The 21,236-nt window shown below is 69.2% G+C and carries 31 protein-coding genes; 4 read left to right on the top strand and 27 right to left on the bottom strand.

The features are described 5' to 3' along the window. Positions 1-233: 233 nt before the first annotated feature. Genes alr through ACYVLP_RS23415 form a run of 3 tightly spaced genes read left to right on the top strand, consistent with a single transcriptional unit; the run spans position 234 to position 3,297 of the window. The gene (alr, locus tag ACYVLP_RS23425; protein WP_460629697.1) at positions 234-1,409 is read left to right on the top strand and encodes an alanine racemase; all 1,176 of its coding nucleotides are present in this window, start codon (positions 234-236) and stop codon (positions 1,407-1,409) included. Then, positions 1,406-2,455: a D-alanine--D-alanine ligase family protein gene (locus ACYVLP_RS23420; protein ID WP_460629696.1), complete on the top strand. Its 1,050-nt coding sequence runs from the start codon at positions 1,406-1,408 to the stop codon at positions 2,453-2,455. Before alr ends, ACYVLP_RS23420 begins: the two co-directional genes overlap by 4 nt. A gap of 11 nt (positions 2,456-2,466) precedes the next feature. Further along, positions 2,467-3,297 (top strand): M15 family metallopeptidase, encoded by an 831-nt coding sequence (locus ACYVLP_RS23415; RefSeq protein WP_460629695.1) that lies wholly within the window; start codon positions 2,467-2,469, stop codon positions 3,295-3,297. A gap of 151 nt (positions 3,298-3,448) precedes the next feature. Here the strand turns inward: ACYVLP_RS23415 and ACYVLP_RS23410 are convergent, their stop codons facing one another. Continuing rightward, positions 3,449-3,793 (bottom strand): iron chaperone, encoded by a 345-nt coding sequence (locus tag ACYVLP_RS23410; RefSeq protein WP_460629694.1) that lies wholly within the window; start codon positions 3,791-3,793, stop codon positions 3,449-3,451. A 159-nt stretch (positions 3,794-3,952) separates the two neighbouring features. On the opposite strand from ACYVLP_RS23410, the gene ACYVLP_RS23405 reads away from it, so the two are divergent. After that, complete coding sequence (locus tag ACYVLP_RS23405; RefSeq protein WP_460629693.1) at positions 3,953-4,627, top strand: hypothetical protein; 675 nt, start codon at positions 3,953-3,955, stop codon at positions 4,625-4,627. A gap of 182 nt (positions 4,628-4,809) precedes the next feature. On the opposite strand, the gene ACYVLP_RS23400 is transcribed toward ACYVLP_RS23405, so the two are convergent. From ACYVLP_RS23400 to rpsJ, 26 genes are all read right to left on the bottom strand, one after another. Next, the gene (locus tag ACYVLP_RS23400; protein WP_460629692.1) at positions 4,810-6,372 is read right to left on the bottom strand and encodes a DHA2 family efflux MFS transporter permease subunit; all 1,563 of its coding nucleotides are present in this window, start codon (positions 6,370-6,372) and stop codon (positions 4,810-4,812) included. A gap of 74 nt (positions 6,373-6,446) precedes the next feature. Continuing rightward, the gene (locus ACYVLP_RS23395; RefSeq protein WP_460629691.1) at positions 6,447-7,973 is read right to left on the bottom strand and encodes a serine hydrolase domain-containing protein; all 1,527 of its coding nucleotides are present in this window, start codon (positions 7,971-7,973) and stop codon (positions 6,447-6,449) included. A gap of 110 nt (positions 7,974-8,083) precedes the next feature. Further along, the gene (gene map / locus ACYVLP_RS23390; RefSeq protein WP_460629690.1) at positions 8,084-8,926 is read right to left on the bottom strand and encodes a type I methionyl aminopeptidase; all 843 of its coding nucleotides are present in this window, start codon (positions 8,924-8,926) and stop codon (positions 8,084-8,086) included. Positions 8,927-8,934: 8 nt separating this feature from the next. After that, positions 8,935-9,501, bottom strand: a complete 567-nt coding sequence (locus ACYVLP_RS23385) for an adenylate kinase (RefSeq protein WP_460629689.1) — start codon at positions 9,499-9,501, stop codon at positions 8,935-8,937. Next, positions 9,501-10,823 (bottom strand): preprotein translocase subunit SecY, encoded by a 1,323-nt coding sequence (gene secY, locus ACYVLP_RS23380; RefSeq protein WP_460629698.1) that lies wholly within the window; start codon positions 10,821-10,823, stop codon positions 9,501-9,503. Before secY ends, ACYVLP_RS23385 begins: the two co-directional genes overlap by 1 nt. A gap of 180 nt (positions 10,824-11,003) precedes the next feature. Beyond that, positions 11,004-11,483: a 50S ribosomal protein L15 gene (gene rplO, locus ACYVLP_RS23375; RefSeq protein WP_452269201.1), complete on the bottom strand. Its 480-nt coding sequence runs from the start codon at positions 11,481-11,483 to the stop codon at positions 11,004-11,006. A gap of 2 nt (positions 11,484-11,485) precedes the next feature. Beyond that, a complete protein-coding gene (gene rpmD / locus ACYVLP_RS23370; protein WP_460629688.1) occupies positions 11,486-11,668 on the bottom strand; it encodes a 50S ribosomal protein L30 in 183 nt (60 codons plus the stop codon). Continuing rightward, positions 11,668-12,327: a 30S ribosomal protein S5 gene (gene rpsE / locus ACYVLP_RS23365; protein ID WP_460629687.1), complete on the bottom strand. Its 660-nt coding sequence runs from the start codon at positions 12,325-12,327 to the stop codon at positions 11,668-11,670. Before rpsE ends, rpmD begins: the two co-directional genes overlap by 1 nt. A 43-nt stretch (positions 12,328-12,370) precedes the next feature. Beyond that, positions 12,371-12,745 (bottom strand): 50S ribosomal protein L18, encoded by a 375-nt coding sequence (gene rplR, locus ACYVLP_RS23360; RefSeq protein WP_452269199.1) that lies wholly within the window; start codon positions 12,743-12,745, stop codon positions 12,371-12,373. Between the two features lie 3 nt (positions 12,746-12,748). Then, positions 12,749-13,285 carry a 50S ribosomal protein L6 gene (gene rplF, locus ACYVLP_RS23355; RefSeq protein WP_460629686.1) on the bottom strand — a complete coding sequence of 179 codons (537 nt, stop codon included), beginning with the start codon at positions 13,283-13,285 and terminating at the stop codon, positions 12,749-12,751. A gap of 12 nt (positions 13,286-13,297) precedes the next feature. Beyond that, on the bottom strand, positions 13,298-13,696 hold the full coding sequence (rpsH, locus tag ACYVLP_RS23350) for a 30S ribosomal protein S8 (RefSeq protein WP_452269197.1): 399 nt from the start codon (positions 13,694-13,696) through the stop codon (positions 13,298-13,300). A 130-nt stretch (positions 13,697-13,826) separates the two neighbouring features. Next, complete coding sequence (locus tag ACYVLP_RS23345) at positions 13,827-14,012, bottom strand: type Z 30S ribosomal protein S14 (protein ID WP_013493557.1); 186 nt, start codon at positions 14,010-14,012, stop codon at positions 13,827-13,829. Position 14,013: 1 nt separating this feature from the next. Further along, on the bottom strand, positions 14,014-14,574 hold the full coding sequence (gene rplE / locus ACYVLP_RS23340) for a 50S ribosomal protein L5 (protein ID WP_460629685.1): 561 nt from the start codon (positions 14,572-14,574) through the stop codon (positions 14,014-14,016). Between the two features lies 1 nt (position 14,575). After that, positions 14,576-14,953 (bottom strand): 50S ribosomal protein L24, encoded by a 378-nt coding sequence (gene rplX / locus ACYVLP_RS23335; RefSeq protein WP_460629684.1) that lies wholly within the window; start codon positions 14,951-14,953, stop codon positions 14,576-14,578. Positions 14,954-14,955: 2 nt separating this feature from the next. Further along, positions 14,956-15,324 (bottom strand): 50S ribosomal protein L14, encoded by a 369-nt coding sequence (gene rplN / locus ACYVLP_RS23330; protein WP_142181405.1) that lies wholly within the window; start codon positions 15,322-15,324, stop codon positions 14,956-14,958. Positions 15,325-15,415: 91 nt separating this feature from the next. Then, positions 15,416-15,727 (bottom strand): 30S ribosomal protein S17, encoded by a 312-nt coding sequence (rpsQ, locus tag ACYVLP_RS23325; protein ID WP_460629683.1) that lies wholly within the window; start codon positions 15,725-15,727, stop codon positions 15,416-15,418. Next, the gene (gene rpmC, locus ACYVLP_RS23320; RefSeq protein ID WP_460629682.1) at positions 15,724-16,089 is read right to left on the bottom strand and encodes a 50S ribosomal protein L29; all 366 of its coding nucleotides are present in this window, start codon (positions 16,087-16,089) and stop codon (positions 15,724-15,726) included. Before rpmC ends, rpsQ begins: the two co-directional genes overlap by 4 nt. Next, the gene (rplP, locus tag ACYVLP_RS23315) at positions 16,089-16,508 is read right to left on the bottom strand and encodes a 50S ribosomal protein L16 (protein ID WP_452269192.1); all 420 of its coding nucleotides are present in this window, start codon (positions 16,506-16,508) and stop codon (positions 16,089-16,091) included. Before rplP ends, rpmC begins: the two co-directional genes overlap by 1 nt. A gap of 3 nt (positions 16,509-16,511) precedes the next feature. Then, positions 16,512-17,336 carry a 30S ribosomal protein S3 gene (gene rpsC / locus ACYVLP_RS23310; protein ID WP_452269191.1) on the bottom strand — a complete coding sequence of 275 codons (825 nt, stop codon included), beginning with the start codon at positions 17,334-17,336 and terminating at the stop codon, positions 16,512-16,514. Next, complete coding sequence (rplV, locus tag ACYVLP_RS23305; protein WP_452269391.1) at positions 17,336-17,716, bottom strand: 50S ribosomal protein L22; 381 nt, start codon at positions 17,714-17,716, stop codon at positions 17,336-17,338. The genes rpsC and rplV overlap by 1 nt, the downstream gene beginning before the upstream one ends. A 38-nt stretch (positions 17,717-17,754) precedes the next feature. Then, on the bottom strand, positions 17,755-18,036 hold the full coding sequence (gene rpsS / locus ACYVLP_RS23300; RefSeq protein ID WP_026864141.1) for a 30S ribosomal protein S19: 282 nt from the start codon (positions 18,034-18,036) through the stop codon (positions 17,755-17,757). A 15-nt stretch (positions 18,037-18,051) separates the two neighbouring features. Beyond that, positions 18,052-18,888 (bottom strand): 50S ribosomal protein L2, encoded by an 837-nt coding sequence (rplB, locus tag ACYVLP_RS23295; RefSeq protein ID WP_452269190.1) that lies wholly within the window; start codon positions 18,886-18,888, stop codon positions 18,052-18,054. A gap of 27 nt (positions 18,889-18,915) precedes the next feature. Then, positions 18,916-19,215 carry a 50S ribosomal protein L23 gene (rplW, locus tag ACYVLP_RS23290; RefSeq protein ID WP_452269189.1) on the bottom strand — a complete coding sequence of 100 codons (300 nt, stop codon included), beginning with the start codon at positions 19,213-19,215 and terminating at the stop codon, positions 18,916-18,918. Next, positions 19,212-19,847, bottom strand: a complete 636-nt coding sequence (gene rplD, locus ACYVLP_RS23285) for a 50S ribosomal protein L4 (RefSeq protein ID WP_460629681.1) — start codon at positions 19,845-19,847, stop codon at positions 19,212-19,214. Before rplD ends, rplW begins: the two co-directional genes overlap by 4 nt. Then, entirely contained in the window at positions 19,844-20,500 is a 657-nt protein-coding gene (rplC, locus tag ACYVLP_RS23280) for a 50S ribosomal protein L3 (RefSeq protein WP_452269187.1), read from the bottom strand. Before rplC ends, rplD begins: the two co-directional genes overlap by 4 nt. Before the next feature lie 14 nt (positions 20,501-20,514). Then, positions 20,515-20,823, bottom strand: a complete 309-nt coding sequence (rpsJ, locus tag ACYVLP_RS23275) for a 30S ribosomal protein S10 (protein ID WP_009775966.1) — start codon at positions 20,821-20,823, stop codon at positions 20,515-20,517. Between the last annotated feature and the right edge of the window lie 413 nt (positions 20,824-21,236).

Below are 21,236 nucleotides of genomic sequence, written 5' to 3'. Positions count from 1 at the left end.
CCCGCAACCCCACCCCCTACGCCCGCCCCTAGTGACCACCAGGCCACTCGACACTCGAGTGGCCCCGCAACCCCACCCCCTACCCGGCCCTCGAGTGACCACCAGGCCACTCGACAGGTGGAATTGGGACGCGGGCCTCCGCCCGGGACGCCCGACCATCCTCCCGTGGGAGGAGGCGCCGTTCGGCCCGCGGCCCGATGTGGTCGCCCTGGGCGCGCTCCTAGCGTCGAGACATGATCGAACGAGGCGAGTCATCCACCGCCGCAGTCGAGCTCGTGGAGATGGAACCGCTTGCGGGCGAGCTGGCCGAGGCCGTCGTCGACCACGCGGCCATCGCTGCGAACGTCCGCGCACTGCGCGCGGCCGCGGGCACGCGACTCATGGCCGTCGTCAAGGCCGACGCGTTCGGGCACGGCGCGGTGCCGGTCGCGCGCACCTGTCTCGCGGCCGGCGCGTCATGGCTCGGAGTGACCCGGATCGCGGAGGCGCTGGAGCTCCGACAGGCCGGCATCCGGGCCCCAGTCCTCGCCTGGCTGTTCGACCTCGCGCAGGCCTCAGGTGCGGTCTCGGCCCGCGTGGACCTGGCCGTGAGCAGCCCAGGCGACCTTGCCGCCATCGCCCGGAGCGGGGTGCGTCCGCGGATCCACCTCAAGCTCGACACAGGTCTGCACCGCAGCGGCTGTCCCGGCGAGGACTGGGCGCGGCTCGTGACGGCCGCCGCCGCCCTCGAGTCGGCCGGCACGGTCCGCGTCGCGGGCCTGTGGTCGCACCTGTCGCACGGTGGTGAGCCGGACGCCGTCGCGACGCATCGACAGCTGCTCATGTTCCGCGTCGGCATCGACCTGGCCCGCGCGGCGGGGCTTCGGCCCGAGGTTGTTCATCTCGCGAACACCGCTGCGGTGCAGGCGAACCCGGGACCGACGGCATACGACCTCGTCCGGGTCGGCGCGGGCATCTACGGCATCGGCGAGGGCCTGCGGCCCGCACTGACGGTCCGCAGCCGGGTCGTCCAGGTGCGCCGGGTCGCGGCCGGACGCGGTGTCGGCTACGACCACGTGGGCCGCACGACACGCGACACGCACCTCGCCCTCATCCCGGTGGGGTATGCCGACGGGCTTCCCCGCGCCGCCACCGGGCGCGCACGCATCTGGGTCGGCGGGCGCCTGGTGCCTCTCATCGGCCAGATCTGCATGGACCAGGTCGTCGCCGATCTGGGCCCGGAGCCGGCATCGGTCGGCACCGAGGTCGTCGTCCTCGGTCCGGGCGACCGTGGCGAGCCGACCGCACGCGACTGGGCCGGGTGGTCCGGCACCAACGAGCACGAGATCTACACCGGGCTCGGCGCCCGGGTCGTGCGCCGGCACATCGGCGCCGTCGACGAGTTCAGCTCTGGAAGGGAGCAGGCATGAGGGTCGCAGTCATCCACGGCGGGACGAGCTCCGAGCACGACGTGTCGCTGGCGAGCGGGGAAGGCATCGTCGACGGTCTGCGCCGAGCGGGGCACGACGTCGTCCGGGTCCTGATCGACCGCGGCGGCGAGTGGTACACGCCGACCGGCTCGGGCCGGCTCGCAGCGGTCGAGACCCTGTTGGGCTGCGACGTCGCGGTCCCCGCCCTGCACGGCGTCCTCGGCGAGGACGGGACGGTGCAGGGGTTCCTCGAGGTCCTCGGCGTCCCCTACGTCGGCTCCCCCGTAGCGGCAAGCGCCGTCTGCCTCGACAAGCAGCTGACGAAGCTGGTCGTCGCAGCCGCCGGACTGCCCGTCGCGCCGGGACTGCTCGTGACGGCGGACCGCGCGCTCGCCGTGACTCGCTCGGCGACCGAGCTCGCACGGCTGGTGGCGGAGCTGGCAGGGGCGGGCTTGAGCGGGCCGCTCTTCGTCAAGCCGGTGCACGGTGGGTCGAGCGTGGGAGTCACGCGGATCGACGGCGTCCCGTCGAGCAGCAGCCTGTCGTCGGCCCTCGCAGCGGCGCTCGGAGCCGCCCTCGAGGCGGGGACCGACCACGTGCTCATCGAGGCCGAGGTCGCCGGGATCGAGATCGATGTGCCGGTGCTGGAGCTGCCCGACGGGCAGGTGCGGTGTGGCCCGTCGCTCCTGGTCGAGAGTGACCCCGACGAGCCGTTCTTCACCGAGACGGCGAAGTACGCGAGCACGGCGACCCGGTTCACCGTGCCCGCCCCGACCACGACAGTGGTGACCGAGCAGCTGGAGCGCCTCGCGAGCACCGCGTACCGGGTCCTCGGCTGTCGCGGCCTGGCACGCGTGGACTTCCTCGTCGGTCTCGACGGGCCGGTGCTCAACGAGGTCAACACCTTCCCCGGCTTCACGCCGATGTCGCAGTTCCCGCGGATGTGGGCGGCCGCAGGCTGGACGTACCCCGAGCTGGTCGACGTTCTCGTCCGCACGGCGGCGCGGCGCTCTGTCGCCGTCACGCCGGGTTGGGCCGACCGGTGACGGCGCCTGCCATGGCAGGCCTCGAGCCGGTCCTGCTGTCCGATCCAGTCGTCGCCGGCATCCGGGTCGTCGAGGACGGGTCGCCTCTCGTCGACCTCGCGAGCGTCGGGCTCCGGGTCCGCGCGCAGGCCCCCGCGCCACCGCCGGGCTTGGGACTCGCACCGTATGCCGCTGCCCACGCCCCCGGGTCGTCGCCGGAGACAGCCTGTGGATCCTCGCCGGAGACAGCCCGCGGATCGTCGCCTCGCACGACGTCGGCGGCGGCACGGGAGGTGCCGACGGCCGGGCGGCACCGCCTGGTGCGTCGCACGGTTGCCGAACGGCTGGGCGAGGCGGACGCCCTTCTGCCGGAGGGTGTCCACCTGCTCGTCGTCGAAGGACTGCGGCCTCTCGGCACCCAGCGGGCGATCCATTCGGCCTACCGGGCTCGTCTGGCGGCCGACCACCCCGGGCTCGATGGACTCGACCTCGACCGTCTGGTGAGCCGATTCGTCGCGCCACCGGACTCGGCGCCCCACGTGTGCGGCGCTGCCGTCGATCTGACCCTCGTCGCCGACGGCGAACCACTCGATCTCGGCACCCCGATCGACGCCACACCGGAGGAGAGCGGCGGCGCGTGCTACTTCGATGCGCCGCAGATCGGGGCCGAGGCGCGCCGGCTGCGAACGGTGCTCGCCTCAGCTCTGGGACGCGCAGGCTTGGTCAACTACCCGACCGAGTGGTGGCACTGGTCCTTCGGCGACAGGTACTGGGCTCATCTGACGGGCAAGCCCTTCGCGATCCACGGCCCCGTCGCCGGCCTGGAGCCGGTGAATGCCCTGGTCAGCACCCCCGACGAGTGAGCGCTCGGTCACTCCCGTCCCGCCAGACACGCACCAGCAGTGACCTCTGTGACGAGGCGCTCACTCGACCAGAGCCCGCCGCCACCCGCTGGGCCACCCGCTGTGTCGGGGCGCTCGCTCGACGAGGGCGCTGACGGCGGACGGGTCTCGGTCAGCCCTCGATCTCGGCGAGGCGCAGGGTCACGATCCGCTCGACGACCTCGTCCGGGACCGGCTGCTCGGCGGTGAACCGGATCGTGCCCTTCGACAGCGAGAAGCCCTCGAGGTCGGGGGCCACGGCCTCGACGACGGCCGGGCTGAACGGGAACACCGAGAGGTGCCTGGCCGCGGCGACCACGCCGATGAGCGGCTTGTTGCGGTAGCGCAGGGCCGGCATGCCGTAGCTGAGGCCCTCCTCCGCGTCCGGAACGATGCCGCGTGCCACGTCGACCACGCGCTGCAGCGCTGGTCGCTGGTCGTCGGGCACTTCGGCGAGATAGTCAGAGAGCGTCCCCATGGGTCGATCGTGCCATCTGGCGCCGACAGCGGAGCCGTTGTCGGCGCACGCGCTTCTCGCCACCCGCTCCCCTCCCCGGCGGGAGCGGGCGTCTGGGTGCGCCGTCCCGTCAGGGCCGCGCCGGCGTGTGGGAGCCGGCCGGACGGCATACTGGCGCATGTGAGCGACGACGCGACCCCACTCGAGCCCGACCTGCTGGCCGAGGCCGAGCGCATCGAGGACTACTACGCCCGGATCGTCGCGGCCACCGACGCCGACGGGCGGCTGCCCGTCGCGGTCGAGGAGATGCCGGGCTGGGACATCTACCCGTACGAGACGGACACCCTGCGCCTCAAGCCGCTGCAGCCGCTGGCCGACGAGGAGCCCGCGCGGCGCGGCGAGTCGGCGGCCGACTGCTGGTGCGCCTCTGGCTTCGGAGACGATGACGGCACCACGGTGTGGACCAACCCGCGCTGGCGGCTCGGCCTGAGTCGGGAGACCGGCCTGCCGCTGATGCTCATGCTCTCGCCACTGGAGCATCACGATCTGCCCTCGCTCCCGCTCGACCTCGCCGCTGAGATGGGGCAGCTGATCGTCGCCGTGTCCGACGCCGTGGAGCACGTGCCGAGCGTCGGCCGCGTGCAGCTGGCGAAGTACGGCGACGGTGGCGCGCACCTGCACCTGCTCTTTCTCGGCCGCCCGGCCCGTATCCTTCAGTTCCGCGGGTCTCCGCTCATCGACTGGGAGGAGAACCTCCCGCGCGTCCCGCTCGAGGTGCTCCAGGCCAACGCGCGAGCCGTCGCCGAGCGCCTCGTGGTGCACGTCGGTGGACGCGCCGGCTCGCTCGGCCGTTGATCCACCAAACCAGACCCTGCGGCAAGAACTGTCGCTACGTCTGTCGCTGGCTCTGTCGTGAGGTCCGCAAGGTCTGGGGGTGATCACCCCCAAGGCCTGCAGATCTTCACGCAGACTTACGGGCAGACCTCAAGCCGGCCGCGCGCGCACGTCAGGTCGGCGCCCGAAACCGGGTGCGCTGGTCAGGCCTCGGCGGCAACGTCGACGGCGCGCGCCTTCGCGGCCTGCACCTGCACGGCAGGACGCTGGAAGAAGAGCACCGCGACCACACCGATGAGCAGGACCGCTGCCGGCAGCAGCATCGCCTGAGACATCGCATCGGAGAAGCCATCGGCGATGGCAGGCGGCATCGCGCGCCCGACGGCAGCCTGCATCGAGCCGATGTTGCCGGTGGCGATCGGCAGGTTGGCGGCCAGCCGGGCCTCGATGACGGCAGCGATGGCGGCACTGCCGAGCACCGCCCCGAACTGGCGGGTCGTGTTGTAGACGCCCGATCCGGCACCGGCCGACGTGAGCGGCAGGTTGCGGGTGGCCGTCGCACCAAGCGGACCCCACATGAAGGCGTTGCCGACGCCCATCAGCGCCATCGGCAGCAGCAGCTCCCAGATCTCGGTCTCGGGGTGCATGACGAAGGCGACCCAGAACAGCGACAGCGACGTCAGCCCGATGCCCACGGTGGTGATGCCCCGCGGGTGCACCCGGTCGGCCATCTTGCCCGCCACGGGAGCAAGGCCTCCGGAGATGACGGCCATCGGGGCGAGCAGCAGCGCCGAGGCGGTCGGCGACATCCCGCGAACCGCCTGGGCGTAGAGCATGAACGGGAACGCCATCGCGGTGATCGCGAAGCCGATCGTCGTGATGGCGACGTTGGCGAGCGAGAAGTTGCGGTCGCGGAAGAGCCCGAGCGGAAGCAGCGGCTCACGGGTGTTGCGCGACTGCCACCACACGAAGATGCCGAGCACGACGATCCCCGCTGCGATGAGCAGCGGGACGCTGATGAACCCGGTGATCGTGCCCCAGTCATAGCTCTCGCCCTCCTGCACGCCGAAGACGAGCAGGAACATGCCGATCGCCGACAGCGCGACGCCGAGCCAGTCGAAGGTGTGGCTGTGGGTCTCGAGGTGCGGGACGAGGCGCGCAGCGAGCACGAACGCGATGATGCCGACCGGCACGTTGATGAAGAAGATCCACTCCCACCCGGGCCCGTCGACGAGCAGGCCGCCGACGATCGGGCCGACGAGGATCGCGACGCCGGCAGTGGCGCCCCACAGGGCCATCGCCTGCCCGCGCGAGGCCGCCGGGAACGTGCGGGTGATGACCGCCATGGTCTGCGGCGTCAGCATCGACGCACCGAGCCCTTGGACGACCCGGGCGATGATGAGCCCGGTGATGGTGCCGGTGAGGCCGCACCACAGGGAGGCCAGCGTGAAGATGGTCAGACCCGAGAGGTAGAGGTTCTTCGGGCCGTACCGGTCGCCGAGGCGGCCGGTGATCAGCAGCGGCGTCGCGTAGGCCAGCAGATACGCGCTCGTCACCCAGATGACGCTGTTGACGTCGGTGTCGAGGCCACGCAGGATCGCCGGGGTCGCCACCGACACGATCGTCGAGTCGACGAGGATCATGAAGAAGCCGATCACCATCGCCCACAGCGCCGGCCACGGGCTGTGCCCGTCGGGCACCCCACCAGGCGCGTATGCCGCCTGGCCCGTCCGCGTCACGTCCGTCGTCCGCTCGTCTGCAGCCATCGTCGTCGTCCCCTTCCGCCGTCAGCTACGGCATCCCTCGATTCTGCACCTGGCCACCGACAGTCGCGAAGCGGTCAGCCAGATCCCCAGCGGGTTGCCAGCCAGAGCGGGTCGTAGCCGGTGAGCGGGACCATCCGCCACACGAGGTCGGCATCGGCCCCGCGCAGCCGCGCCTCGACCCGAAAGCGGTGGGGGGTCTCGATGACGATGACCTCGGCGCGGTAGGTGTCCTCGTCGACCCAGCCGCCGCTCGCGACGACCGGAAGGGTGCCACCGGCACCGACGAGGTCGGACTCGCGCCACTGACCTACCGCAACCGGGATGTACAGCCACTCGCCGTCGCGGTTGAGGCCGAGCACGTGGTCCGCGCCGTCCCGCGCGACGGACACGGCGGCATACCCAGCGGCCAGGTCGGAGCCGGCCGACCGGGTGAACTCGGCGTACTCGGGCCCGAGGGCGTCGCCGGCCAGCGGCGGGATCTCGAGCGAGGCGAGCCGGGCGGCGAGCTCGGCGTCCGCCTCCGCGGGCCCGCTCGCGCCGATCGCGGGGACCACGAGCTCCCAGAGCGCGTCGAGCGTGGACTGCATCCGTGCGATCTCGGACGTGATCGCGATGACGGTGTCGTGGTCGGGCAGGACGATGAGGAACTGGCCGTACGCCCCGTCGCCGCGGTAGCCGTGCCGCTGCATCCAGAACGAGTAGCCGTAGCCCCGGCGCCAGTCCTCGTCTGCGACGGGGTCGGTGTTGAGCGGCCCGAAGCCGACCGTCGCCTCCTCGACCCACCACTCGGGCAACAGCTGGTGTCCCTCCCACCACCCACGGTCGAGGTAGAGCTGAGCGACCGACGCGATGGCCTCGGTCGTGACGTGCGCCCCGGAGAAGCCCAGCTCGCGCCCCAGGGGGTCGCGGTGCCAGGGGATGTCGGGGAGCCCGAGCGGAGCGAGCAGGCGCGGCCGCAGCACCTCGGCCACCCCGACCCCGGCCAGCTGTCGGACGATCACCGACAGGAGATAGGTCGCCACCTGGTTGTAGGCGAAGAACGTCCCCGGCTCATGGGTCGGCACGGTCCCGAAGACCCGGGGCACCCAGTCGACCGCGGCCATCCAGTCGGCCGACGCAGCCTCGGACCTCCCCGAGATCTCGTACTCGGTCTCCTCTGCCTCCTGCCCGGAGGCATCGGCCCCGGCGCCTCCCTCGCCCGACGCGGCGCTCATGCGGTCGAACACCTCGCCCCAGGCCTCACCCGGATGTCCCACCGTCATGGACAGGCAGTGCCGGATCCGCACGTCCCGCCACCCCGGCGGGACCGCCGCGCGGTCGATCTGCGGGAAGTGGTCGAGCACGAGGTCATCGAGCGAGAGCCGCCCCTCCTGCGCCAGGAACCCCACGGCCGTTGCAGTCAGCGTCTTCGACAGCGAGTAGCCGAGATGGACCCGGTCCGCGGCATACGGGCTCCACCAGCCCTCGGCGATGACGTGACCGCCCCGGACGACCATGAGGCTGTGCAGCCCGAGGTCGTCGCGCTCGGCGACGTCGAGGAACGCAAGGAGGCCGCGGGCGTCGACACCCTGCGCGGAGGGGTGGTTGCGAGGAAGGGTCACGAGCGCACGTTACGCGGTGGCCCGGGCGCGTGGGCCCCTTCGCTCGCCCGTTGTCTGAACGGCTGACGAAAGCGCCGGGACAGCGGCCGGGACAGTGCCCGGGACAGCGCCTACGACAGCGGTGCGTATGCCGCGCCGCGGGCTTCCAGCGCCGCCTGGCCGCCGTCGAGGGCGGTGAGGATCCACAGCCCACCCTCACGCACGGCCACCGAGTGCTCCCAGTGCGCCGCGCGCGATCCGTCGGTCGTCACGACCGTCCAGTCGTCGTCGAGCACCGTGGTCTGAGTCGTCCCCAGGGTCACCATCGGCTCGATGGCACCGGTGAACCCGTCGACGAGCTTCGGCCCGTTCTCCCGCACGGCGTAGTTGGGGATCTGCGGGTCCATGTGCATCTGCTGCCCGATGCCGTGGCCGACGTACTCGTCGACCACGCCGTAGGTGTGGCCGTCGCGCGTGGCCGCGCCGCTGATCGCTGCCTCAACGGCGTCGCCAACGGCATACAGGCGGCCACCGACCTGCATGGCGGCGATGCCGGCATAGAGGCTCTGCTCGGTCGCCGCGATGAGGTCCAGGTCCTCGGGCCGGGCGGCCTCCGGGCCGCCGACGACGGCCGTGAACGCGGCGTCGCCGTTCCACCCCTTCACCTCGGCCCCGCAGTCGATGGACACGACGTCGCCTGCCTCGAGGACGCGCCCACCGGGTATGCCGTGGACGACCTCCTCGTTGACGCTCGTGCACAGCGTGTGGTGGTAGCCGGGGACCAGCTGGAAGTTCGGGATGCCGCCGTGGCTGCGGATGAAGTCCTCGGCGAGCCCGTCGAGCTCCAGGGTGGTCACGCCCGGGCGCACGTGCGCGGCCAGCAGCTCGAGGGTACGACCGACGAGCAGCCCCGCCTCACGCATGAGGAGGAGCTGCTCGTCGGTACGGCCCTGGAGCCGACGGCGTCCGAACATCGAGGCGCTCAGTGGTGCGGCAGCGCCGCGATGACGCGGTCGGTGACCTCGTCGACCGCGCCCATGCCGTCGACCTTGACCAGCAGGCCGACCAGCTCGTAGTGCTCCGACAACGGAGCGGTCTCCTTGCGGTAGATCGCCTGGCGCTCGCGGATGACGTCCTCGGTGTCGTCAGCGCGGCCCTCGGTCTCGGCGCGCATGAGCAGCCGCTTGACGACGGCGTCCTCGTCGACCTCGAGCTCGATCACGGCGTCGAGCGCGTGGTCGTGACGGGCCAGCATGGCATCGAGCGCGTCGACCTGGCCGGACGTGCGCGGGTAGCCGTCGAGCAGGAAGCCGTTCGTGGCGTCGTCCCACGAGAGGCGGTCCTCGACGATCTCGTTGGTCACCTCGTCGGGGACGTAGCCGCCCGAGGCGAGGATGTCCTGGACGCGGCGCCCGAGCTCGGTCTGCTCCTTGATGTTGGCGCGGAAGATGTCGCCGGTGGAGATGGCGGGGATGCCGAGCCGCTCGGCGATCCGGGCCGCCTGGGTGCCCTTACCCGCGCCGGGCGGGCCGAGGATGATCAGTCGCATTAACGGAGGAACCCTTCGTAGTGGCGCTGCTGCAGCTGCGCCTCGATCTGCTTGACCGTCTCGAGGCCCACACCGACGACGATGAGGATCGAGGTTCCGCCGAAGGGGAAGTTCTGGTTCGCACCGACGAGCACGAGAGCCACGAGCGGGATCAAGGAGATGGCTGCGAGATAGATGGCACCCGGCACGGTGATTCGGGTCAGGACGTAGTTGAGGTACTCGGCCGTGGGTCGCCCGGCCCGGATACCCGGGATGAAGCCGCCGTACTTCTTCATGTTGTCGGCGACCTCGGTCGGGTTGAACGTGATCGACACGTAGAAGAACGTGAAGAAGAGGATGAGCATGACGTAGATCGCCATGTAGACCGGGTGGTCGCCGCGGACCAGGTTGTCCTGGATCCACTGCACCCAGCCCGGGTTGCCCGAGGCGTTCGTGTTGAACTGCGCGATGAGACCCGGCAGCGCCAGCAGCGACGAGGCGAAGATGACCGGGATGACACCGGCCATGTTGACCTTGAGCGGGATGTACGTCGAGGTGCCGCCGTACATCCGCCGGCCCACCATGCGCTTGGCGTACTGCACCGGGATGCGGCGCTGCGACTGCTCGACGAACACGACCGCGGCGATGACGAAGATGCCGAGGGTGACGATGAGCAGGAAGGTGCCCCAGCCCTTGTTCTCCTTGATCGCCCACAGCGAGGCCGGGAAGCCGGCGGCGATGGAGGTGAAGATGAGCAGCGACATGCCGTTGCCGACGCCGCGGTCGGTGATGAGCTCACCGAACCACATGATGAGGCCGGTACCGGCCGTCATGGTCAGCACCATGATGAGGATGGTGACCATCGAGTCGTCGGTCATGATCGTCGGGCAGCTACCGCCGAAGAGGCTGGACGGGTTGCGCGCGAAGGTGACCAGCGTCGCCGACTGGAGCACCGCGAGGCCGATCGTCAGGTAGCGGGTGTACTGGGTCAGCTTGGTCTGCCCCGACTGCCCCTCCTGCTTGAGTGCCTCGAAGCGCGGGATGACCACGGTGAGCAGCTGGATGATGATGCTCGCCGTGATGTACGGCATGATCCCGAGCGCGAACACCGACAGCTGCAGCAGCGCGCCACCGCTGAACAGGTTGGCCAGGTTGAGGAACCCGCTCTGGTCGCTGCCTCCCTGGGCCTTGCCGGCCTGAAGGCACTGCTGGACCAGGCTGTAGCTGATGCCCGGCGTGGGCACGTGCGAGCCGAGTCGGAACAGCACGATGATGCCGAGCGTGAAGAGCAGCTTCTTGCGCAGGTCCGGGGTTCGGAACGCGCGTACGAAGGCGGCGAGCACTGGGTCCTCCTGGGGGTCGCGCTCGTAGCGCGACATGAGTCATGCAATCCGTGGAAGGGTAACAAAGGCACAGCGCCCCGGACCTCCCCGCCCGCGGTCACCGACATCACGTCGGTCCGCGGACAGGCGCCCGGGGCGCTGCTCACACGGGATGTGTGGTGGTCACGCTGGTCTGGTCGGTCAGGCGTCGAGAGACGTGACCGAGCCGCCGGCGGCCTCGATCTTCTCCTTGGCCGATGCCGAGAACTTGTGCGCCTCGACCTCGACCTTGACCGTGATCTCGCCCGTCCCGAGCACCTTCACCGGGAAGCCGTCACGGACGGCCCCCTTGGCGACGAGGTCCTCGACCGAGACCTGCCCGCCCTCCGGGAAGAGGACCTGCAGGCGGTCCAGGTTCACGACCTGGTACTCGGTGCGGAACGGGTTCTTGAAGCCGCGGAGCTTCGGCAGGCGCATGTGCAGCGGCATCGAGCCACCCTCGAAGCGCTCCGGGACCTGGTAGCGGGCCTTGGTGCCCTTGGTGCCGCGACCGGCGGTCTTACCCTTGGAGCCCTCACCACGACCCACGCGGGTCTTGGGGGTCTTGGCTCCGGGGGCGGGCCGCAGGTGGTGGACCTTGAGGGCGGACTCGCCGCCCGTCTTCTTGGCCGTGTCAGCCATGGTCAGTCAACCTCCTCGACGGCGACGAGGTGCGTCACCGTCTTGACCATCCCGCGGATCTCGGGACGGTCCTCCTTGACGACGACGTCGCCAATGCGCTTCAGACCGAGGCTGCGCAGCGTGTCACGCTGGTTCTGCTTGCCACCGATCTCGGACCGGATCTGGGTCACCTTGAGACGAGCCATCACGCACCGGCCTTCTCGGCGGCCTTGGCCTCGGCGATGCCGGCGGCACGGGCCCGGAGCATGGCGGCCGGAGCCACCTCCTCGAGCGACTTGCCACGGCGCGCGGCAACCGACTCGGGGCGCTCGAGCTCGCGCAGGGCCTGGGCCGTCGCGTGCACGATGTTGATGGCGTTGTCGGAACCCAGCGACTTGGACAGGACGTCGTGGATGCCGGCGCACTCCAGGACCGCACGCACCGGGCCACCGGCGATGACGCCGGTACCGGGAGCGGCGGGACGGAGCATGACGACACCAGCGGCGGCCTCACCCTGCACCGGGTGCGGGATCGTCCCCTGGATGCGCGGGACCTTGAAGAAGCCCTTCTTGGCCTCCTCGACGCCCTTGGCGATGGCCGCGGGAACTTCCTTGGCCTTGCCGTAGCCGACACCCACGGTGCCGTCGCCGTCGCCGACGACCACCAGGGCGGTGAAGCTGAAGCGACGACCACCCTTGACGACCTTGGCGACGCGGTTGATGGTCACGACGCGCTCGACGTACTGGTTCTTCTCGGCGTCACGGGCCTCGCGGTTGTCACGACCGCCGCGGCGGTCCTGACGCTCGTTGCGATCGCGCTCGGAGCGCTCACCGGGGCCGGTGCCTCGACGCTGCTGTCCGGGCATCAGATGTTCCTCATCTCGACAATTGCGTTCACGAAGTGCTTGCTCACAGGGACAGCCCACCTTCGCGGGCGCCCTCGGCGATGGCCGCGACGCGGCCGTGGTACTTGTTGCCACCACGGTCGAAGACGACGCTCTCGACGCCGGCCTCCTTCGCGCGCGCCGCGACGAGCTCGCCGACCCTGCGGGCCTTGGCGGTCTTGTCACCCTCGAACGCACGCAGGTCGGCCTCCATCGTCGAGGCGGACGCCACCGTCTTGCCGATGGTGTCGTCGACGACCTGGACGAACATGTGGCGGCTGGAGCGCGACACGACGAGGCGGGGACGGGCGGCGGTACCGGCGATCTTCTTGCGACCGCGCACCTGGCGACGGATGCGGGCGGCAGCCTTGGACTTGCCGCGCTTGATGATCATTGCCATGGCTTACTTACCGGCCTTTCCAACCTTGCGACGGATCTGCTCGCCCGCGTAGCGAACGCCCTTGCCCTTGTACGGGTCGGGCTTGCGCAGCTTGCGGATGTTCGCGGCGACCTCGCCGACGCGCTGCTTGTCGATGCCCTGCACCGAGAAGCGGGTCGGGTTCTCGACCGCGAAGCTGATCCCGTCCTCGGCCTTGACGAGGATGGAATGCGAGTATCCGAGCGAGAACTCGAGGTCCGAGCCCTTCGCGGCGACACGGTAACCCGTGCCGTGGATCTCCATCTTCTTCTCGTAGCCCTCGGTGACACCGAGGACCATGTTGTTGATGAGCGAGCGGGTCAGGCCGTGACGGGAGCGCGACTCGCGCTCGTCGTCGGGACGCTTGACCTCGAGGGTGCCCTCGGCCACCTCGACGGTGATCGGGCTGGGCACGGTCATCGTGAGCTCACCCTTCGGGCCCTTGACCAGGACGTCCTGGCCCTCGACCTTCACGTCCACGCCCGAGGGGATGGAGACGGGGAGTCGTCCGATTCGCGACATGGTTTCGTCTCCTTACCAGACGTAGGCGAGGACTTCCCCACCCACGCCCTTCTCGTGTGCCTGCTTGTCGGTCAGGAGACCGCTCGAGGTCGACAGGATCGCGACGCCGAGGCCACCGAGAACCCTGGGCAGGTTCGTCGACTTGGCGTAGACGCGCAGACCGGGCTTGCTCACGCGACGCACACCGGCGATGGAGCGCTCGCGGTTCGGGCCGTACTTGAGGTCGATGGTCAGCGTCTGGCCGACCTCGGCCTCCTCGATCTTCCAGGAGGCGATGTAGCCCTCGGCCTGGAGGATCTCGGCGATGTTCTTCTTCAGCTTGGAGTACGGCATCGAAACCGCGTCGTGGTGCGCCGAGTTGGCGTTCCGCACACGGGTCAGCATGTCCGCAATCGGGTCAGTCATGGTCATGTGGGCTCTTTGCCCTTCCTCACCGGGGTTTCGACCACGGCCTGTGGGGCCGCCGGCGTATGCCGACTGGTCGACCTACGGTGTCAGAGGTTTGCTTGGTCTTTGGCTTGGCTTGTCAGGCTGGCTGGGGTCACCAGGAGCTCTTGGTCACGCCCGGCAGCTCTCCCGCGTGCGCCATCTCGCGAAGGCAGATGCGGCAGAGGCCGAACTTGCGGTACACCGAGTGCGGACGGCCGCACTTCTGGCAACGGGTGTACGCGCGGACCTTGAACTTCGGCTTCCGGTTCGCCTTGTTGATCAACGCGGTCTTGGCCATGTCAGTTCTCCTTGAAGGGGAAGCCGAGCGCCTTGAGCAGCGCGCGACCCTCGTCGTCGGTGGTCGCGGTGGTGACCACGGTGATGTCCATGCCCCGGACCCGGTCGATCCGGTCCTGGTCGATCTCGTGGAACATCGACTGCTCGGTCAGACCGAACGTGTAGTTGCCGCGTCCGTCGAACTGCTTGGGCGAAAGGCCGCGGAAGTCGCGGATACGCGGGAGCGCGATCGACACGAGACGGTCGAGGAACTCCCACATGCGGTCGCCACGGAGCGTGGTGTGCGCGCCGATCGGCATACCCTCGCGCAGCTTGAACTGCGCGATCGACTTGCGAGCCCGGGTCACGACCGGCTTCTGGCCGGTGATCGCCGTGAGGTCTCGGACCGCGCCCTCGATGAGCTTGCTGTCCTTGGCGGCGTCGCCGACACCCATGTTGACGATGACCTTGACGACGCCCGGCACCTGCATGGCGTTGTCGTAGCCGAACTGACCCTGCAGCGCGCCCTTGATCTCGTCCTGGTAGCGCTGCTTGAGGCGCGGCTTGGTGATGGTGTCAGTCATCTCAGAGGTCCTTGTCCGACTTCACGGCGACGCGGACGCGCGTCGCCTTCTGGCGGCCGTTGCGCTCGACGGTCTCGACACGCGTCTTGACGCGGGTCGGCTTCTTCGACTCCGGGTCGACGATCGCGACGTTGCTCACGTGGATCGCGGCCTCGGTGTGCGTCAGGCCACCGGTGCGGGTGCCGCGGGCGGTGGCACCGGCCTTGATGTGCTTGGTGACGCGGTTGATGCCCTCGACCAGCACGCGCTGGGTCTCCGGGTAGACCGCGATGACCTTGCCCTGCTTGCCCCGGTCGCCGCCGTTCTTCTGGCTGCGGCCCGAGATGACCTGGACGAGGTCGCCCTTCTTGATCTTCATCTTGGTGGTCGCCTTGGCCATGTTCACAGCACCTCCGGCGCCAGCGAGATGATCTTCATGAACTTCTTCTCACGCAGCTCGCGGCCCACCGGGCCGAAGATGCGGGTCCCCCGAGGGTCGCCATCGGCCTTGAGGATCACTGCTGCGTTCTCGTCGAACTTGATGTAGGAACCGTCGGCGCGGCGACGCTCCTTGACCGTGCGGACGATGACGGCCTTGACGACGTCACCCTTCTTCACGTTGCCGCCCGGGATCGCGTCCTTGACGGTGGCGACGATGGTGTCGCCGATGCCGGCGTATCGACGGCCCGAACCACCGAGAACACGGATGCAAAGGAGCTCCTTGGCACCGGTGTTGTCGGCGACGCGCAGTCGCGACTCCTGCTGAATCACTGTCTAACTCCTGTCGTCGTGCTGGTTCTTCGCCGGGGGCGAGACGGGCTCACCCTCGGCGAAGCCTTGCCGAACGGAAATGGGGGTTGGCTTACTTGGCCTTCTCGAGGATCTCGACGACGCGCCAGTGCTTGGTCGCGGAGAGCGGACGCGTCTCCATGATGAGCACGCGGTCGCCGACGCCGGCCTCGTTCTTCTCGTCGTGCGCCTTGACCTTGGAGCTGCGACGGATGACCTTGCCGTAGAGCGCGTGCTTGACGCGGTCCTCGACCTCGACCACGACGGTCTTGTCCATCTTGTCGCTCACCACGTAGCCCTGACGGGTCTTGCGGTACTTGCGCTCGCTGGGCTGGGTGGCGGTGGTGCCGGTGCTGTCGGCGCTCACGGTGTCCTTCTCGCTCATGCCTGGGCCTCCTCGGCGTCGTCAGCCTTCTTGGCCTTCTTCTCGGCCTTGTCAGCCTTGTCGGCCTTGTCAGCCTTCTTCTCGGCCTTGGCCTTCTTGTCGGACTTCTCGGCCTTCTCCTCCACCTTCGGCGCGGCCGGGGCGGAGCCGATGCCGAGCTCGCGCTCGCGCATCTCGGTGTAGATCCGGGCGATGTCCTTCTTGACGGCGCGCAGGCGGCCGTGGTTGTCCAGCTGACCGGTGGCCGACTGGAACCGGAGGTTGAACAGCTCCTCCTTGGCCTTCTTCAGCTCGTCCGCCAGCTTGTTGTCATCAAGACCACGCAGCTGGTCGGGAGCCAGTTCCTTGGTTCCGACTGCCATCAGATGTCACCACCCTCACGCTGAACGAAGCGGCACTTCATGGGGAGCTTGTGCATCGCGAGACGCATGGCCTCACGCGCGACCGGCTCGGACACGCCCGAGAGCTCGAACATGACCCGGCCCGGCTTGACGTTGGCGATCCACCACTCCGGCGAGCCCTTACCGGAACCCATGCGGGTCTCGGCGGGCTTCTTGGTCAGCGGGCGGTCCGGGTAGATGTTGATCCAGACCTTTCCACCACGCTTGATGTAGCGGGTCATCGCGATACGAGCGGACTCGATCTGACGGTTGGTGACGTAGGCCGGCTCGAGAGCCTGGATGCCGTACTCACCGAAAGCGATCTTCGTGCCACCCTTGGCAGCGCCCGAGCGACCCGGGTGGTGCTGCTTGCGGTGCTTGACTCGGCGGGGAATCAACATGGGTCAGGCCTGCTCATTCTCGGTGCTGGCGGCGGCCGGGGCCTCCGTAGCAGCGGTGTCGGTCACAGCCGGCGCGCCGGCGTTCTCGGTGCGGTCACCGCGGCGAGCGCGGTTCGGGCGGTCGGCGCCGTCACGACGCGGGCCACGCGACGGGCGCGGGGCGGCAGCCTGCTGGGCCGCGAGCTCCTTGGCCGTCAGGTCACCCTTGTAGATCCACACCTTGACGCCGATGCGGCCGAACGTCGTGCGGGCCTCGTAGAAGCCGTAGTCGATGTAGGCGCGCAGCGTGTGCAGCGGGACGCGACCCTCGCGGTAGAACTCGGTGCGGCTCATCTCGGCGCCGTTGAGGCGGCCGGAGACCTGCACGCGGATGCCCTTGGCCCCGGCGCGCTGGGCGGACTGCATGCCCTTGCGCATCGCGCGACGGAAGGAGACACGAGCCGAGAGCTGCTCGGCGATGCCCTGGGCGACCAGCTGCGCGTCGATCTCGGGGTTCTTGACCTCGAGGATGTTCAGCTGGACCTGCTTGCCCGTGAGCTTCTCGAGCTCGCCACGGATGCGGTCGGCCTCGGCGCCGCGGCGGCCGATGACGATGCCGGGGCGCGCGGTGTGGATGTCGACACGGACGCGGTCACGCGTGCGCTCGATGTCCACCTTGGCGATGCCGGCGCGCTCCATGCCCGTCTCCATGAGGCGGCGGATGGCGACGTCTTCCTTCACGTAGTCGCGGTAGCGCTGACCCTGCTTGGTGGAGTCGGCGAACCAGCGGCTCTTGTGGTCGGTGGTGATGCCCAGACGGAAGCCGGTGGGGTTGACCTTCTGACCCATCAGCGGGCTCCCTTCTTGCTGTTGCTTGCGGACTCGGGCTGCGTCACGACCACGGTGATGTGGCTCGTGCGCTTGTTGATGCGACCGGCGCGGCCCTGGGCGCGCGGACGGAAACGCTTCATGGTCGGGCCCTCGTCGACGAAGGCGGCCGTGACGACCAGGTTGCGCTCGTCGAACGCGACCGACTCACGGTCGGCCTTGAACCGGGCGTTGGCGATGGCGCTCTCGAGCACCTTCTTGACCGGGTCCGAAGCCGACTGCGGCGCGAACGTGAGCACGGTGACGGCGTCGGTGGCGGCCTTGCCGCGGATGAGCTCCACGACACGGCGAGCCTTCTGCGGGCTGACTCGGACGTGACGCGCCGAGGCCTTGGCTTCCATGACTTCCTTGCCCTCTGGTGAGGTGGTTGCGTTCGACATCAGCGACGACGACCCTTCTTGTCGTCCTTCACGTGACCCTTGAACGTGCGGGTCGGCGCGAACTCGCCGAGCTTGTGGCCCACCATCGACTCGGTGACGAACACCGGGACGTGCTTGCGGCCGTCGTGGACGGCGAAGGTGTGACCGAGCATGTCCGGGCTGATGACCGAACGACGCGACCAGGTCTTGATGACGTTCTTGGTGCCCGCTTCGTTCTGGGCGTCCACCTTCTTCTGAAGGTGGTCGTCGATGAAGGGGCCCTTCTTCAGGCTACGAGGCATTCCAAAGGCTCCTTATCAGCGCTTCTTGCCAGTACGACGGCGACGCACGATGAGCTTGTCGCTTTCCTTGTGTCCCTTGCGGGTCCGGCCCTCGGCCTGACCCCACGGGCTGACCGGGTGACGTCCACCGGACGTCTTGCCCTCGCCACCACCATGCGGGTGGTCGACCGGGTTCATCGCCACACCACGGACGGTCGGGCGCTTGCCCTTCCAGCGCATGCGGCCGGCCTTGCCCCAGTTGATGTTGCTCTGCTCGGCGTTGCCGACCTCGCCGACGGTCGCGCGGCAGCGCGCGTCGACGTTGCGGATCTCACCGGACGGCATACGCAGCTGGGCGTAGGGGCCGTCCTTGGCGACGAGCTGGACACGCGCGCCCGCGGAGCGGGCGATCTTCGCGCCGCCACCGGGCTTGAGCTCGATCGCGTGCACGACCGTACCGACCGGGATGTTGCGCAGCGGGAGCGAGTTGCCCGGCTTGATGTCGGCGCCGGGGCCGTTCTCGATCGGGTCGCCCTGCTTGAGGCGGTTCGGCGCGAGGATGTAGCGCTTCTCGCCGTCGGCGTACTGGACGAGCGCGATGCGCGCGGTGCGGTTCGGGTCGTACTCGATGTGAGCGACCTTGGCCGGCACGCCGTCCTTGTCGTGGCGACGGAAGTCGATGACGCGGTAGGCGCGCTTGTGGCCACCACCGATGTGACGCGTCGTGATGCGGCCGGCGTTGTTGCGGCCACCGGTCTTCGCCAGGGGGCGAACGAGCGACTTCTCCGGGGTGGAACGCGTGATCTCGACGAAGTCGGCGACCGACGAGCCACGACGGCCCGGCGTGGTCGGCTTGTACTTACGGATACCCATGTTCTAAGTCCTTATGATCCGTCGGTCTCAGGCGCCCGCACCGAAGATGTCGATCGAGCCCTCGCGGAGGGAGACGATCGCGCGCTTGGTGTCCTTGCGCTTGCCGATGCCGAAACGGGTGCGGCGGCTCTTGCCCTGGCGGTTCAGGGTGTGGACCTTGTCGACCTTGACGTCGAAGATCTGCTCGATCGCGATCTTGATCTCCGTCTTGTTCGCACGGGGGTCGACGAGGAAGGTGTACTTGCCCTCGTCGAGGAGCCCGTACGACTTCTCGGAGACGACCGGTGCGATGAGGATGTCGCGGGGGTCCTTGGCGTGGATGCTCACTTGGAGTTCTCCTTGTCGGCCTTGTCGGCCTTCACGGGGCCGGCGACGAACGCGTCGAGGGCGGCCTGGGTGAAGACGATGTCGTCGGCGCAGAGAACGTCGTACGTGTTGAGCTGGTCGGCGACCAGGACGTGGACGTTCGTGAGGTTGCGCACGGACTGGAACGCGACCGCGTCGCCGCGCTCGAGCACGACGAGCAGGTTCGGACGCTCGGTCAGGCCGGCGAGCAGGGCCGCGGCCTCCTTGGTCGAGGGCACGTCGCCCGTGACGATCGAGTCGACGACGTGGATGCGGTCGAAGCGGGCCCGGTCGGACAGGGCGCCACGGAGCGCGGCAGCCTTCATCTTCTTGGGGGTGCGCTGCGAGTAGTCACGCGGCTGCGGACCGTGGACGACGCCACCGCCGGCGAACTGGGGCGCACGGGTCGAGCCCTGACGGGCGCGGCCGGTCCCCTTCTGGCGGTACGGCTTGCGCCCACCGCCGCGCACCTCGCCACGCGTCTTCGTCGAGTGCGTGCCCTGGCGGGCGGCCGCGAGCTGCGCGACGACGACCTGGTGGATCAGCGGGACGTTCGTCTGGACGTCGAAGATCTCGGCGGGAAGGTTCGGAGTCTTGGTTGCCATGTCTCTCATGCACCCTTCGCGGCCGTGCGGATCAGGACGATGCCGCCACGGGGGCCGGGAACGGCACCCTTGATGAGCAGCAGGCCCTTCTCGGCGTCAACGGCGTGAATCGTGAGGTTCTGGGTGGTCTGGCGCACGCCGCCCATGCGGCCCGCCATGCGCATGCCCTTGAAGACACGGCCCGGCGTGGAGCAGCCACCGATGGAGCCCGGCTTGCGGTGGTTGCGGTGGGCACCGTGCGAGGAGGAGACGCCGTGGAACCCGTGGCGCTTCATGACACCCGCGAAGCCCTTGCCCTTGGTCGTGCCCGTGGCGTCGACGCGCTGGCCGGCCTCGAACGCCTCGGCGGTGATCTCCTGGCCGAGGGTGTAGTCGCCGGCGTCGGCGGTGCGCAGCTCGACGAGGTGACGGCGCGGCGTGACGCCGGCCTTCTCGAAGTGGCCCGTCATCGGCTTGTTGACCTTGCGCGGGTCGATCGCGCCGAAGGCGATCTGGACCGCGTCGTAGCCGTCGGCGTCGCCGTTGCGGACCTGCGTCACGACGCAGGGGCCGGCCTTCACCACGGTCACGGGGACGAGACGGTTGTCGGCGTCCCACACCTGGGTCATGCCGAGCTTCTCGCCGAGCAGGCCCTTGATGGTCTTCTCTGCAACAGTCGTCATCAGTACCAACCGCCTCAGAGCTTGATCTCGATGTTGACGTCCGCCGGCAGGTCGAGACGCATCAGCGAGTCGACGGCCTTGGGCGTCGGGTCGATGATGTCGATGAGGCGCTTGTGCGTGCGCATCTCGAAGTGCTCGCGGCTGTCCTTGTACTTGTGCGGCGACCGGATGACGACGAAGACGTTCTTCTCCGTCGGCAGCGGGACGGGGCCCACCACGGTGGCGCCAGCGCGCGTGACTGTGTCAACGATCTTCCGGGCCGAGTTGTCGATGACCTCGTGGTCGTACGACTTCAGCCGGATGCGGATCTTCTGTCCCGCCATCTGAAGTAACGTCTCTCTCTCGCTTCTGACTGCCGGTTCCCTTGGCTCTCCGACCCCCGAGGTCGGGCGTGTCGCGCCCGCTCCGCGGTGAAAGTCGCGCACCGGAGTGCAGACCCTCGTGGTGGAAAGCCCGGCCGAACCGGGTGGCTTGCGCTTCCCTCGGGCCTCACAAACAAGTCCGGGCGAGTCCCCGTCAGGAGGCTCTCAAGGGGCGGCGACACCGACATGGGTCAGCGACGCGCGTCAAGCAACCCGACAAGTGTGCCAGAGCGCACGCCGCACTATCAAATCGAGGGACCGCGTCGCCGCAGGCCGGGTCTCATGGCGTGGCGCGGTCGGGTCGGGACGCACCCGGCTCGCGGCCCGGGGCGCTCCGTCGCCCACCCGCGAGTATGCCGTCCGGCCCGGTTCGC

It is taken from the genome of Intrasporangium mesophilum (assembly GCF_054783095.1).
This window is presented reverse-complemented; position numbering and strand designations above follow the sequence as displayed.